This is a genomic window from Shewanella sp. MSW, from assembly GCF_007636515.1.
Classification (GTDB): Bacteria; Pseudomonadota; Gammaproteobacteria; order Enterobacterales; family Shewanellaceae; genus Shewanella; species Shewanella indica.
On the sequence record NZ_LVDR01000020.1, the window covers coordinates 1 to 13,503 of the forward strand.

General features: G+C 51.3%; 19 protein-coding genes. 8 read left to right on the plus strand and 11 right to left on the minus strand.

Going from position 1 to position 13,503, the window contains the following annotated elements; genetic code table 11:
• The coding region (locus AYI96_RS17480) for a transposase (RefSeq protein ID WP_144362071.1) at positions 1-299 on the plus strand (299 nt) is incomplete at its 5' end.
• Between the two features lie 3 nt (positions 300-302).
• Here AYI96_RS17480 and AYI96_RS20615 read toward each other — a convergent pair.
• Together AYI96_RS20615 and AYI96_RS20620 are read right to left on the minus strand one after the other, a co-directional pair.
• Entirely contained in the window at positions 303-662 is a 360-nt protein-coding gene (locus tag AYI96_RS20615) for a HipA domain-containing protein (protein ID WP_260853024.1), read from the minus strand.
• Entirely contained in the window at positions 634-843 is a 210-nt protein-coding gene (locus AYI96_RS20620; RefSeq protein WP_143078368.1) for a hypothetical protein, read from the minus strand. The genes AYI96_RS20615 and AYI96_RS20620 overlap by 29 nt, the downstream gene beginning before the upstream one ends.
• A 498-nt stretch (positions 844-1,341) precedes the next feature.
• Between AYI96_RS20620 and AYI96_RS17495 the strand changes: the two genes are divergently transcribed.
• The gene (locus AYI96_RS17495; protein WP_039035821.1) at positions 1,342-1,620 is read left to right on the plus strand and encodes a Rho-binding antiterminator; all 279 of its coding nucleotides are present in this window, start codon (positions 1,342-1,344) and stop codon (positions 1,618-1,620) included.
• Here AYI96_RS17495 and AYI96_RS17500 read toward each other — a convergent pair.
• Entirely contained in the window at positions 1,617-1,964 is a 348-nt protein-coding gene (locus tag AYI96_RS17500) for a RidA family protein (RefSeq protein WP_039035822.1), read from the minus strand. The two genes, AYI96_RS17495 and AYI96_RS17500, sit on opposite strands and share 4 nt — an antisense overlap.
• Before the next feature lie 202 nt (positions 1,965-2,166).
• Between AYI96_RS17500 and zapB the strand changes: the two genes are divergently transcribed.
• Positions 2,167-2,370 carry a cell division protein ZapB gene (zapB, locus tag AYI96_RS17505; RefSeq protein WP_025010851.1) on the plus strand — a complete coding sequence of 68 codons (204 nt, stop codon included), beginning with the start codon at positions 2,167-2,169 and terminating at the stop codon, positions 2,368-2,370.
• A 2-nt stretch (positions 2,371-2,372) separates the two neighbouring features.
• Here zapB and AYI96_RS17510 read toward each other — a convergent pair whose 3' ends face one another.
• The 7 genes from AYI96_RS17510 to AYI96_RS20365 form a co-directional block, all read right to left on the minus strand.
• Positions 2,373-2,585 carry a DUF1107 domain-containing protein gene (locus AYI96_RS17510; RefSeq protein ID WP_025010850.1) on the minus strand — a complete coding sequence of 71 codons (213 nt, stop codon included), beginning with the start codon at positions 2,583-2,585 and terminating at the stop codon, positions 2,373-2,375.
• Between the two features lie 352 nt (positions 2,586-2,937).
• Positions 2,938-3,549 (minus strand): thiol:disulfide interchange protein DsbA/DsbL, encoded by a 612-nt coding sequence (locus tag AYI96_RS17515; protein WP_071475646.1) that lies wholly within the window; start codon positions 3,547-3,549, stop codon positions 2,938-2,940.
• Between the two features lie 147 nt (positions 3,550-3,696).
• Positions 3,697-4,698, minus strand: a complete 1,002-nt coding sequence (locus AYI96_RS17520) for a serine/threonine protein kinase (RefSeq protein WP_144362073.1) — start codon at positions 4,696-4,698, stop codon at positions 3,697-3,699.
• Positions 4,695-4,940: a DUF3630 family protein gene (locus tag AYI96_RS17525; RefSeq protein ID WP_373297557.1), complete on the minus strand. Its 246-nt coding sequence runs from the start codon at positions 4,938-4,940 to the stop codon at positions 4,695-4,697. The genes AYI96_RS17520 and AYI96_RS17525 overlap by 4 nt, the downstream gene beginning before the upstream one ends.
• Before the next feature lie 64 nt (positions 4,941-5,004).
• Positions 5,005-6,477, minus strand: coding sequence for a protein adenylyltransferase SelO (locus tag AYI96_RS17530; RefSeq protein WP_144362074.1), 1,473 nt, complete (start codon positions 6,475-6,477; stop codon positions 5,005-5,007).
• A 5-nt stretch (positions 6,478-6,482) separates the two neighbouring features.
• The gene (locus tag AYI96_RS17535) at positions 6,483-6,815 is read right to left on the minus strand and encodes a hypothetical protein (RefSeq protein WP_039035827.1); all 333 of its coding nucleotides are present in this window, start codon (positions 6,813-6,815) and stop codon (positions 6,483-6,485) included.
• A gap of 118 nt (positions 6,816-6,933) precedes the next feature.
• Positions 6,934-7,752 (minus strand): hypothetical protein, encoded by an 819-nt coding sequence (locus tag AYI96_RS20365; protein WP_186300089.1) that lies wholly within the window; start codon positions 7,750-7,752, stop codon positions 6,934-6,936.
• A 270-nt stretch (positions 7,753-8,022) separates the two neighbouring features.
• On the opposite strand from AYI96_RS20365, the gene AYI96_RS17550 reads away from it, so the two are divergent.
• The 5 genes from AYI96_RS17550 (at position 8,023) to AYI96_RS17570 (ending at position 12,723) form a co-directional block, all read left to right on the plus strand.
• The gene (locus AYI96_RS17550; RefSeq protein WP_039035829.1) at positions 8,023-8,382 is read left to right on the plus strand and encodes a DsrE/DsrF/TusD sulfur relay family protein; all 360 of its coding nucleotides are present in this window, start codon (positions 8,023-8,025) and stop codon (positions 8,380-8,382) included.
• A 139-nt stretch (positions 8,383-8,521) separates the two neighbouring features.
• Positions 8,522-8,908 carry a nitrous oxide-stimulated promoter family protein gene (locus AYI96_RS17555; protein ID WP_039035830.1) on the plus strand — a complete coding sequence of 129 codons (387 nt, stop codon included), beginning with the start codon at positions 8,522-8,524 and terminating at the stop codon, positions 8,906-8,908.
• Between the two features lie 57 nt (positions 8,909-8,965).
• Positions 8,966-9,823 carry a hypothetical protein gene (locus tag AYI96_RS17560; RefSeq protein ID WP_039035831.1) on the plus strand — a complete coding sequence of 286 codons (858 nt, stop codon included), beginning with the start codon at positions 8,966-8,968 and terminating at the stop codon, positions 9,821-9,823.
• A 68-nt stretch (positions 9,824-9,891) separates the two neighbouring features.
• Positions 9,892-11,952, plus strand: a complete 2,061-nt coding sequence (locus tag AYI96_RS17565) for a prolyl oligopeptidase family serine peptidase (protein WP_144362076.1) — start codon at positions 9,892-9,894, stop codon at positions 11,950-11,952.
• A gap of 192 nt (positions 11,953-12,144) precedes the next feature.
• On the plus strand, positions 12,145-12,723 hold the full coding sequence (locus tag AYI96_RS17570) for a YSC84-related protein (RefSeq protein WP_039035833.1): 579 nt from the start codon (positions 12,145-12,147) through the stop codon (positions 12,721-12,723).
• A gap of 48 nt (positions 12,724-12,771) precedes the next feature.
• Here the strand turns inward: AYI96_RS17570 and AYI96_RS17575 are convergent, their stop codons facing one another.
• Entirely contained in the window at positions 12,772-13,341 is a 570-nt protein-coding gene (locus AYI96_RS17575; protein ID WP_039035834.1) for a hypothetical protein, read from the minus strand.
• Positions 13,342-13,503: the final 162 nt, after the last annotated feature.

Consider the following 13,503-nt stretch of genomic DNA (forward strand, 5'->3'; position numbering starts at 1 on the left):
TGGTCATCAAGTCCTGGCGCAACAAGTGGGCGCTGTTATCGACCTATTTTAAGTACCCGGAATACGTGCGTAAGGCTATCTACACCACGAACGCGGTTGAGGCCGTACATCGTCAGTTTCGTAAACTGACGAAAACCAAGGGTGGTTTTGCCAACGAGAACAGTTTACTCAAACTGCTCTACGCCGGTATATTGAAGGCTCAGGAGCGGTGGTCACACCCGATTCAAAACTGGAATTTAACGCTATCTCAGCTGTCCATCCATTTTGAAGGACGACTGGATGCTCACATCGATCTGTGATTTTTAACGTGACACAGAATTTTGAACACCCTCAAAATCATAGATAGGGGCAAGCTTTATCCAACCATCACCTTTAAGAAATGCGGTATTACGCCCGTGGTTATCACTGTTACCAAATAGGATATTGAGTAAGTCTCTCTGAACCCACTCAAGCACAAAAGCCTGAATATCAAACTGATAACCTTGCTCTAAGACCATATGGCTATGAGTGATCTTGTGGACAAGCCTTCTTATGGTTTGCCCATGATCTAAGCTAACTCCGGCAGCTTTACCCAGTATCGAGTAAACCGATTCCATCGCGTAACGCTGCTGGCGGAGTTCATTGAAATAAATATCAAAACGCGGCAGCCACAATGATGTCATCGAGGAAACAAAGCCACCCCGGCTCATCAAAAAACAGGCTGACAGGGTGGTTTATCGAAACGGCATGCATGTCGTCTTTATTGAGTTCTGCCAAGGCATAATCTTGCTCGTAATCTAATGAGGTAAGCCGATAATGACCTTGTTCGCTGTTTGGAAAAGAGAGCTTTGCAATATCTAGCATTGGCTATTGATAAAAGCCTGAATGGTTAAATGTTCCATGAGCGCTCCCAAAGAAATTATGAGTATCAAAATACTCATTAAATCCCAAAAAGACAACTAATGAGTAACTAATTACTCAAACTCTACTTTAGCCTAGAAGATATACCAAGCTTTTATAAGCAATAAACAACAGTAAGCTTACATCAATAGACAAATGCCATTAAGCGATGCCCGATACCCTTCCCATGAGGCGGGTGCGGTAGTCCCACTCTCAAACCAAGAACCATCAGCATTGAGCACAGTCTCTGTGCTTGTCCTGCCCCTCTTCCTGCCCCTCTGGCCCCCCCCAAGCTGCCATTCGGTTTCATTCCTGACTTCACAATTTGCTGCAACTTATTTTGGTATAAGTGAAAAATCAGGCTACTTTTATACCATTCTGCTTAGATATTGACTTAATTCCGATTAGTGCCAACTTCTATCAGGAAGATTATTATTTAACTTCAAACTAAAAGACTAAAATATGAAACCTTACCAAGCGATAGATTGTGGCCACTATGATTACCTGGAGTTGGCCTGTATTCGCGGTTATCCGCTGAAAATAGAACTGCTACAAGGCGAGATACTACATGGCAAGGCACTGATCACCGAGACCCGTCCCGACAAGAGCGAGTGGCTACTGGTACAAACGACCACCAGCAACCGCGCCATTCGTATGGATCAGTTGCTGGCAATCACTCCTGAGCTTGAAGGGGCTGAATTTGGCCGGGTGCTGATTGCCTCGGCCGGCAGTGAGATTTAAATCGCCGCGATAACTGAAATTTCCACCAGATACTCGGGCTCGGCAATCGCGGCCTCCACACAAGCTCTGGCCGGTGCATGCCCTGCCGGTAACCAGGCATCCCAGATGGCATTCATGGCATCATAATCACTCATCTGTTTCAGGTAGATAGTCGCTGAAAGGATCCGTTCACGACCGCTGCCTGCCCGCTTGAGCAGCTCATCCACTTCCTCGAGCATGGTCCGGGTTTGTTGCTGAATATCGGCGAACTTATCCTTGGCAACCTGACCACAAAGATAAACCGTGTTGTTGTGGATCACTATGCTGCTCATGCGTGGATTGGTATCGATACGTTGAATTGTCATCGGCTAGTTCCGGGGCGAAAATTATTATTTTATCCGGCAAAAGCTCACTTGGGACAGCCGGGATTCAGATAAGTGAAAAAAACTATCAAACAACCAATTTTATCGCATATTTTTTGGACACTTGGAGATAAGAGCTATTCCTTAAGCCAGTGGCACTGATAGAATCAATATCTCATTCGCCCAACTATTTAAGGACTCCTGTATGAGCCTAGAATTACTGTCCAAACTGGAGACCAAAATCCAGGCTGCGCTCGAAAATATTGAGCTTCTGAAAATGGAGCTGGAAGAAGAAAAGCAGAAAAATGCTCATCTGATAGAGCAAAACCAACAACTTCAGCAAGATCTCAACTCGTGGAACGAGAAAGTTACCGGCCTTGTTGGTCTGCTCAACGACGAAGTCAACTGAATCTAAACGGTTTTAGCTTGACTATTCTGAGTTTCAATGAGTTCGTTCAATTCCATGATAGCCTGCTTTACCTTTGGCAGGCTTTTTCTCGGCAGCAAAAAGCGCCCCTTATCAAACTCTAATCTTCCCAGATCTTTCACCCAGACGGCGCCGGTCAAGAATATCCTTACGTGTTTGACAATCAGCTTGGGAGCATAGACAGGAAATACACGCACGAGAAACCTCCTTTAGTTGATTTCCGATCCCGAAGTTTTGACCTCCTAACCCGGCAGAAGGTTTCATCTCAATTCAGTAAAATGATCCAAAAGTCGTAAGTAGGAGTCTTTGTTATAAAAATTCTCCTGTTATACATCTATACCCGGCAAACGAAGTCAAAAATCCAGCGCTTGCCAATTTTTTGACGCACTGTTAAAGTAATGCCGTTACTCAGGGTAAAAACTGAGCCTTATGGCTCTAATCCGTACTTCTTGCGACCAAGGAGTACGGTTTTTTTTTGGGGTTTCGACCAGTATTTCCGGGTAACAAAAAAGGGCCATGTCGGCCCCTTTTTTGTATCTATATACCGAATTACTTCAACTGAGTCAGGTAGATAGCAATATCCAGCATCTCGTCATAAGACTTGATGGCACCAGTTTCAACCCGATACTTACCATTGACTACCAGCGCAGGCACACCTGAGATCTTGGCGTTTTCTGTATTGCGCTTCATGTTGGCCATCATGCTGTTGACCATAAAAGAGTTGGCCGCAGAATCAAACTGCTTGGGATCTACACCATTGGCCACAAAGAGCGCCTTGACGTCATCACGATTGGTGAAGTGTTGCTTCTTGTCCTGGATCGCACTGAACATGGCGTGATTAATCTTGTCGGACACCTTCAGCACTTCGGCAGTAGCGAAAGCACGGGACATCTCCACACCCATCTCGCGACCGATAAAGTCGACATGGTTTTGCTCAAAAGCGACTCCTTCGGGCAAACGCGCCTTCAACTTGGGGATCACGTTCTTTTCAAAGTTATAGCAATGGGGGCAGTAAAAAGAGAAAAACTCTGTAATTTCAGGCTTGGCGGAGGCGGGGCCTTCACTAACCACAGTATAATGCACGCCTTCTTTGTACTGGGCCGCTGTGGCCGCCAGAGGAAGCAGCAAAAATGCCGCTGCCAACATCAGGATTTTCTTCATTGGAGTTCCTTGTTTATTAAAATTTCAGCCAACACTGCTGGAGTGGCTGAATAACATAATCTTCTTTTTGAGTCGAACTCAAGCCCTGAGTTCCCTTTTTGTTAAATCCAAGCCTCTGCAGGTATCACCTTTGGGTCTCAGTACCACTCAATAGGGGATAAGACTCAGTGGCGCTTCATCCAGACGCTGCCGTTGTTCTTTGAAGGCCTGCAACTGCTGTCGCCAGTATTCTTCGGTCGCAAACCAGGGAAAGTGACGCGGAAACGCGGGGTCATCCCAGCGCTTGGCCAGCCAGGCGTTGTAATGCAGCATCCGCAGTGCTCTGAGTGGCTCTATCAACTGCAGCTCTTTGGTATCGAAGTTGGAGAAAGCCTCGTAGGCTTCCAGTAAGACTTCCAACTGCAGCGTTTGCTGTTGCCTGTCACCGGATAACATCATCCACAGGTCCTGCACTGCAGGGCCGTTGCAGGCATCGTCGAGATCGACAAACCCGGGGCCATTGGGGGTCCAGAGAATATTGCCGGGATGCAGATCGCCATGCAGGCGCATACTCTGGTATGCAATACTCTGCCAGCGCAACTGCAGCTCAGAGAAAAGGCTGAACGCCGCCTCTAGCAACTGATCCCGCAACGCGTTCGGAAGCAGCTCTGTATGCTGCAATTGCTCCAGCGCCGGAGCCCCCAGGGTTGTCGGTGTCAGATTCAGGCGCTGCTTGAACAGGCTGCCACGGGAATACTGGTGCAAACGGCCGATAAACTGGCCCGCCCCCTCTATCTGATCCAGGTTGTCCACCTCGAAGCTGCGACCGCCTATGGAAGGAAACAGCGCAAAACGCCACTCTTTGAAGTGATGCAGACTGCGGCCATTGAGCACCACAGGAGCGGCAATAGGGATCTCGGCTTCGGCCAGCTCGAACGTAAATTCATGCTCTTCCAAAATCTGGGCATCGGTCCAACGCTCGGGGCGATAGAACTTAACCACATACCTCTGGCCGCGATCGCAACGAAACTGATAGACCCGGTTTTCATAGCTGTTAAGTGGCGTTAGCCCCGTCTCCGGATAAATCGCCAGACTTTCGATAGCATCCAAAATCAGTTCAGGGGAAAGATCCCGATAATGAAACGCCGCCGTGGCCTGCTTTTCTGTCATGCCTGTGACTCCAGTAGATGTTTCAGGTATACCAACACTTCCCAGTCTTGTTCACTCTGGCAGCTCAACCAGCACACCTCACCGTAGAACTCATAGTTGAGCCACAAAAGGCTGCCTTCAAAATCCAGCAACCATTGGTGACGATCTGCCCCCCATTGCCGCTCCAGCACCTTGGCATCAAGTGCCCGGCATAAAGGATCGGCAAAGCTGTCGAAGGCTTCAAACTCGACCCCGGCCGTCATCGACAGGGTTTTATGCTCTGAATCCAAGCTAAGATTTTGATACTGCATCTTTTAATCCTATTTCTTAACTGCTGCAGGACATGATCAACCCCTGCCCCCAATCCGGTGGTCGCTTGGCGAACTCCTGCATCTCAGGCTGCTCATCGAACGGACGCCTAAGGAGCTGGTACAACTGCTCAAGCGGCTGGCTATTGCCCTCCTCTTCGATGGCAATGATCGCTTCCTGAGCCAGATAGTTGCGCAAGATATATTTGGGGTTATGGGCCCGGCGCTCGGCCTGCCACTGTTCAAGTCCCTGACGAGTATCGATACGGCGCCGGTACTCGGGCAGCCAGTCATCCCAGCCCTGACGATTGATAAAATCATCCCTCAGACTGCTGTTTTCTGCCTTGGGATCAAGCTCGCCGAAGCGGCGCAGGCTCTGGGTATAGTCCAAGGCGTTTTGTTCCAACAAGCCGGTAAAGGCGCCGATAAGCGCCAGGTCCTTGTTGTCCTGCTCCAGCCGGGCATCAAGGCTTAAATCTTCAGCCAAGGGGGCCAACCCCAACTTGGCGCGCATCAAGCCAAGATATTGCTGCACCAATTCATGCTGATAAGTATTGAGCGCGGCTATCAAGTCATCGGAAGCCAGCACAGGCGTCAACGCCTGCGCCAAACGTTGCAGGTTCCACAAGCCGACGCCGGGTTGCTGACCAAAGGCATAACGCCCTTCGGGATCTGAATGGTTACAGATAAAGTCTTCCTTAAAGGTATCGAGGAAGGCGAAGGGGCCAAAGTCGAAGCTGTCGCCGAGAATCGACATATTGTCGGTATTCATCACCCCGTGGGCAAAGCCCACCGCTTGCCAGTGGGCGATCATGCGCGCAGTATCGCGCACCACCAGCGCAAACCAAGCCTTGTAGCCGTCATAGTCCAGGCTGAGTTGGGGGTAATGTTGGCTGAGGGTGAAATCGAGCAGCTGCTTGAGCTTGTCGGCCTGCCCTTTTTCGCTGTAACAGAAATACTCGAAGTGGCCAAAACGTATATGACTGCGGGCCAGGCGTACGGTAATGGCTCCTTTTTCCAGCGACTCGCGCCATACAGGCAGCTCAGAGCCGATCACCGCCAGCGCTCTGGTGGTGGGTACGCCCAAATGATACAGCGCCTCGGACACCAGAAACTCACGCACCGCCGAACGCATCACCGCCCGGCCATCACCGTGACGCGAGTATGGCGTGGGTCCCGCCCCCTTCAAGGCCAGATCCCAGGCACCTTCTGGCCCCAGAGCCTCACCGAGAATGATCGAACGGCCATCGCCCAACCTGGGGCTGTAGCCACCAAACTGGTGTCCGCTGTAAACCTGGGCATAATACTCGGCGCCCGGCATTCTCTGGTTGCCGGCGAGTTGCTGCAGCAAGGTTTCATTGGGACCAGCCAAGCCCAAAAGCGCCGCCGCATCATCACTCCAGGCCAACCAATGGGGCGAAGGTAGCCCAGAAGGCAATACCTGCTGGTAAAATCCCGCCAGGCGGGTGAAGTAATCCTGTTTAAATTTCATGTCCCTTAGGGGCCGTTAGTGTGCCATTGGTCACAGATTACCATATCCCTGTCGTCTAGACGGCAGTTGTGACCACACTCGAAACTGCCCTTGCCTTCATTGAGGTGTTGCATACCTCTGCCCTTGCCCTGACACTGCTGCAGAGTTTGATAGTAACCGGCTATGGCGTGGTAACGATCCAACGTCTCGGCCGTTTGCGGCTCGACGTCCGACTTATCTCTATTCGGCTGCTGTATATCCGTATCCGGATAGTAAAACAGAGTCCATTGCGGCTGCTTGCTGCAGGCTGCCAGCAGCAAAAGCGAAGTAAGTGCAACCCATAAAGTCGCTGGTTTCATTGCGGCTCTCCATCAATAAAAAAGCGAACCCGCAGGCTCGCTTAGCTTGGGAAGGAGTGACACGGCAGTTAACCCGGCCCTCCTTGCTTGATTCTACACATTGAATCGGCTTTTGTACTCAGGCAGAGGCTTTATCTCTGGCCTTTTCGATACGCTTGATACGACCTTCAAAGCCTGTCACTGTGCCATCTTGCAGCCCATATTCAATCGCCTTGTTGCACAGGGCAATGGCAGCATCGAAACGGCCGGCATCGCTGCACAGGGTAGAGAGTTGCATAAACCCTGTGCCCTTGAACTCGGCCTTGGGTGATTTGCTGAGTACTTTCTCCCGACTGGCGGCAAACAATGCACTATATGCGCCATCGTACTCCTGTCCCAACTGCAGATACTTGCTGTTTTTCCGCTGCTTGTAGCATTCGCCAATCACGGCCAGTAAAGCGTCATGTGCTTCGATGGCGCCTTCAGAGGCCTGATACTGTTCCATCGCCCGCTTGAGGGTGATATTGCCCCAACTGATATCCGGTGCAGCCGCCTTGGCTGGCTCTGGCTCTGGCTCTGGCTCTGGCTCTGGCTCTGGCTCTGGCTCTGGCTCTGGCTCTGGCTCTGGCAGGACAGTCTCGACCTCGGCGCGGCCGACTTCCACCTCTGGCGCACTATTTTCGGTTTGAGACTCAAGCTCAGGCGACTCGGTAACCACTTGCTCAGCCGATGGCTGGGATTCAGCTTGCTCCTTCATTTCGGCAAAGTCCAAATCGACACTCTGGTGCCCCTCTTGAGTCTCGCTTGCTGTCTCGGCCTGTGGCGCCTGAGGCATGGCTGAAGCTCTATCTTTGAGCTTAAGCGCCTCATCACGCTCCTCTTTTGCCAGACGCTGCGCTCTGTTGTAGAGGAAAATACCCGCTGCGACCAACAAGATTATGACCAGGATTTTAAACATCTTCGTCCACCATTTTTTGAGTGTCGGGCCGACTGGCAGCCCTGTTTTGTGGTAATGGCAATCAGCCAAAGCCACCCCGCTCTGCACAGAGTTTAACCGATATTAATAGAGTATCGTCTTAGTATAAATCAAGTATTTATGCTTTTTCTGCCCGGTTTACGGCGCTTTTTGCGATCGAAACTCAGTCTGTGACCCTTGGCGCGCCATAGGTAGGTACAAACTGGTACACTCCAGGGGTTTTGATCCCAAGAATGGCAAACAAGGATTCAGATGCAAAAATTACTGATAGTCGCTCACGCCGGCCCGTATGGCACAGAAAAATTGTTTAACACTCTGCGTATCGCCCTGGCGTTGAAAGATCAGGAGCAGACAGAAGTGGAACTCAAGTTATTCCTAATGTCAGACGCTGTCTTTGGGGCAGTTAAAGGCCAGAATACCCCGGATCTCAGCTACAACCTGCAGCAGATGTTCGAAATCCTTACTGCTCAAGGCGTTCCTCTACTGCTGTGCAAGACCTGTGTTGAGGCCCGCGGCGTAGTGGCAGATATGCTATTGGATGGCGCAGCCATTGGTACACTCGGCGATTTAAGCCGCTGGACTCTGGAAGCCGACAAGGTTATCCATATCTAGGGTTAACTTGTAATTTAACCTTGAGTGCGCACAAAGCTTCATTTTGTGCGCACCTTCATAATTCCTGCCACTGATTTTGAACCAGCCCCCTTCTCAGGACTAAGATAGCCATAGTTGAGTAATTTACTAAGGTAAGGCTATGGAGCTGCTGCAAGGAAAACTGCTGACCGAATTCCGCACTGTTTCTGCCATGGTGTGGATCTACTGCCGTGACCACCATCCCAGAAGCGACGATGGCAGCCTCTGCCCCGACTGTCAGGCCTTGATGGACTATGCCCATACCCGTCTCGACCGCTGCCCCTACGGTGAAAGCAAACCTACTTGCAATAAATGCCCGGTACACTGCTACAAACCTGAACCCAAAGAACAGATGCGTCAGGTGATGCGTTACGCCGGTCCACGCATGTTACTGAGTCATCCGATACTGGCTCTGCGCCACCTATGGTGCGAGCGCAAAGCCGCGCCGGGCAAACCACCTAAGGACGCCTCAAACCGCCATAAACGCATGCATAACAGCAAAAACTGACTATTTTTTGTTGCGCCCCTCAAGTGGCTGAGATAAGAATGTCGTTAAGGGGGCCAGATGACTGCATTCAGCGACATTTTTACCCAAGCTTACTGGTGGCTATCGCTGCTTGGAGGCCTGCATTGCCTGGCGTTATCCATCTACGCACGCTTTGTCTATCAGGACAGCCATAGCCAACGTCGGCTACTCGCCGGTATCTTTGCCTTGATGGCGCTCTATTTCTTTACTGGCCTGTTCAACCGCGACAATACCCCGGCCCCTATTCACCTACTGTTTCTGCTATTGCTGCCACTGTACTTCCTGTTGATGCCGGCACTGTATCAATACCTGAAGCAACAGCTAAGCCCAACTGCGGATTCAAAATTGCCACTCAAGCACCTGTTACCATCCATACTCGCTATGTGTCTGGTGATGTTGCTGTGGCTATTCAACCCCAGCCTAGTCACAGGTGTAGCCTTACTGGGTTACCAACCCCGCCTAAGTTGGGGTTCCCTGCTGTTGCCGCTGTTGCTGTTACTGCAAACCACCCTGTATCTGGCATTGGTGTTACAGTTGATGCAGCACTACTACCATGCGCTGGATCAGCAGGAAAACCGACTGCGACAACTACGCAACAACGGGCTACTGGTGCTGACTCTGGCGCTGATTCTGAACTGGCTGGTTCGCAATATTGCCGTGCTCTTGACTCTGTTTCTCGGCGATCAATTTTCGGTTGTAGCGCAGGCAATCCCGAGACTGGCGCTACTACTGACCCTCTATCTGTTGGCCATCTACGGCCTCAATCAGCTCACCCGCGCCGCCTATCTGCGTGGACGTGAATTCCACCCCCAGGGCACCTCTGTCCCCAAACCGCCGCTCGATAAAGAAGAGCTGGATTTTCTCAATGAGATACTGCGCGAAAAAAAAGATAAGTAACATCGCCCTGGCTGTGACCTTTACGTTAATCTAATGCGGCTTTTAATAACAAAAATAAAGGAACAGAGATGGGATTGTCTAACAGCTACCGCCTGCTGGCCCTGTGCCTTATCGGTATGGGAACCCAGGTTTCCGCCCTTGAGCGGCAACATAAAATAACCAATCAGGACTTTTTCGAGATAGCCAACATGGGCCAGGTCGCTCTCAGCCCAGACGCCAAAATGGCCGCCTGGTTGGAGTCGCGCTGGGATAAAAATCTGGATAAGGCTCAGAAAGACATCTGGCTGGTCGACAGCAAGAGCCGCCAAAGCAAACGCCTGACCTTCAGCAACGAGAGTGAAAGCGCTATCAGCTGGAGTCCCGATGGCCAATATATCTACTTCCTCAGCAGCCGCGGCGATGCCAAGCAGCCAGCCCCCTTCAACGCCAAAGCGCAAATTTATCGCCTCGCGATTCATGGCGGCGAAGCCGTTCCCGTTACCCAAGAGGCCGGTGGCATCAAGAGTTACCAACTGAGTGACGATGGCAGTCAGCTCTATTTCCTGACCTATAAAACCCTGACAGACAAAGATCCCTGGGCCAATATGCGCGCCGCTCACCAAGGCCCTGAGTATGGTCACGGCAGCCGCGATACCAACCCCCTTTACCGCTTGGATCTACAGCATTTTCGCAAGCAGTTGCTGCTGGATGATGGCAAGGTTGTTTGGGAATTCAGCGTCAGCCATGATGGCAATAAACTGGCACGTATCACCACAGAAGACAACGAACTGGTCAATCTGGAAGGTGGGTCTCAAGTAGAAGTCTTCGATATCAAAAACGCCACCAATCAGGTTCTGGCAGACAAGTATTGGCGTGAACAGGCGCCTTCTCCTTACGGTTGGTTACTGGGATTGAGTTGGGCCGAGGACAACCGCCGCCTCGCCTTCAGAATCGACTTCGACGGTCATCCCGGCAACCTGTTTATCAGTGATACCAGTCAACCTAAGCAGGCACCCTTGAGTGTTATGCGTCAGGGCGATATGACACTCAGCGGCGGCGATATCCGTTGGCGCCCGGGCAGTGAAGAGCTCTGCTATCGCGGCGCCGATCATGCGCTGGTACGTCTCTACTGCACCGAAATCAATGATCTGAAACAGGGCAACACCCGAACTCTACTGCAAGATGATACCGTCATCGGCAGCTACAGCTTCAGTCACAATGGCAAACAACTGGCGTTCAGTCATAACGGCCTGGATCACTTCTACGATCTGTTTATCGCCAACGCCGAGAAGCGCAAAGCCCCGGCCAAGCGTCTGACCCATATCAATCCGCAAACCGATTCCTGGCTACTGCCACAACTGAGCATAATCAAGTGGCAAGCCGCCGATGGCACTCAGGTTGAAGGCATACTGGAATTACCGCCCGGCTACCGCAAAGCCGATGGCCCCCTACCGCTTGTCGTGCAAATTCACGGCGGCCCTACTGCCGCCACCCCGTTTGCACTGCAACACAGATCCTATGGCCGTGCTACTTTCGCCGCCAATGGCTGGGCCTTATTGTCGCCCAACTACCGCGGCTCTACAGGCTATGGCGACAAGTTCCTCACTGACCTTGTGGGCCATGAACACGAGATTGAGGTAAACGACATCATGGCCGGCGTGGACAAACTCATCGCCGATGGCCTGGTCGATGCCGACAAGCTGGCCGTCATGGGCTGGAGCAACGGCGGCTATCTAACCAATGCACTTATCGCCAGTAGCGACAGATTCAAGGCCGCCAGCTCAGGGGCCGGAGTATTCGATCAGCGCCTGCAATGGATGCTGGAAGATACACCAGGACATGTGGTCAACTTTATGCAAGGCTTGCCATGGGAAAAGCCTGAGGCCTATACCCATGGTTCTTCGTTGACACATGCAGACAAGATAAAGACCCCAACTCTTATCCATATTGGAGAGAAAGACGCCCGGGTGCCTTTGGGACATGCCCAAGGGTTGTACCGCGCCCTAAAACATTACTTGAATGTGCCGGTGGAGCTGATAACCTACCCAGGAGAAGGCCATGGTTTGAGCCACTATAAGCACAGACAAGCCAAGATGGACTGGGATCAGGCCTGGTTTGAACATTATGTTCTCGGCAAACCCTTGCCCTAGCCTAAGGGCTCAGTCATAGAAGCCGAGTTAACTGAACTCTGGCTGACATTCACACTAAAAAGCGCCATTGCAGGCGCTTTTTTAGCCTCCCCCCCCTGTATTTTTGCTGCCGGACAAGTAAGCTCAAGAGTAGCCAAAGGTATCCAGGCCCCATTGACCGGGAGCCCAAGACTCTCAATTTGGAGGTTCATCATGAAAACCATTTCTAATACCCTATTTACCCTCTTTGCGCTGGTAGGCAGCCTGCTACTGGTCCCAACAGCCAGTGCCAATGACAGCTACAGCAGCGCCATAGCTACCTTCAAACAAGCCAGCGAAACCCACAAATTCTTCGATTCTGCCTATGGTTATGCAATTTTTCCTACCATAGGGAAAGGGGGACTTGGTATCGGAGCGGCCTATGGCAAGGGACGCGTTTATCGCGGTGGTGCCTATACCGGTGACTCGAGCATGACTCAGGTTTCCATTGGCTTCCAAATTGGCGGCCAGGCCTACAGTGAGATTATTTTCTTCAAGGATGCACAGGCCTACCGCGACTTTACCAGCGGCAGCTTTGAGTTCGGCGCCCAGGCGTCAGCCGTAGCCATCAATGCCGGCGCCAACGCCCAAGCAGGTACCACAGGTAATTCGGCCGGTGCCGGTCAGTCTGGCGGTAGTCAGGCTGCCAAGGCCGCTTATATCAACGGTATGGCGGTATTTACAGCCGCCAAGGGTGGCCTCATGGTAGAAGCCGCTCTTGCCGGACAGTCATTTACCTTCGAAGCGCAATAAACCCATTGACGAGGCGACTCAGGTCGCCTCAACTATTAACCCGTTTTATTAATGTCCCCATGGTGCCGGTGGCGGCGTCACTTCATTGCTCAAATTGAATTGCAACAGAAAGTCTCGGTTTTCCCGGGTCAGGCGATAACTGAAGTTCTGCTGATCCAACCCCAGATGCCAAACATTGGTGACCGACTGCGTCAGACCATGCTGTTTGAAGTTGGCAATCGAAAATTCATCAACCGGAAAAGACTGCCAGGACTCAGTTCCAGGAATGCGACTGTCACCGCCATACTGAGTCACGGCATCTTCGCTGCCATCCTGATGACGATGATCATGCTTGAGCCTGAGGCCATCGGCCGTCTTGCTGATCACCCAGGTGCGGGATCTGTCCTCTCCCACATGCAGCGGAATACGGATCTCGGTTTCTGAGCATTGGCGCACATGCATCACCAACGGCTGACCCGTGAAACCATCGCCGACACTCCCCCCCTTGATCAGCTCACCACTGTAGGCCTTACCGCATAAATCAGATAATTGCTTAAAAAACTGCTCGGCAGCGGTCAATTCCTGACCCTGTACCGACGTTGTCAACAACAAGGCTGCCATCATCCCCAATCGTTTCATTCTTCTTGTTCCTTCTTGATTAAATGAACGACTATAACGACACACTTTGAAACCAAACTGAATCCCTACAACAAATCGCCACAGCAAGCAAGTCACGAAGTCACAACGAATCATTTCCGAATTTCTTTCACTATTTTACTTGATTAAATTCACACCCTGAGA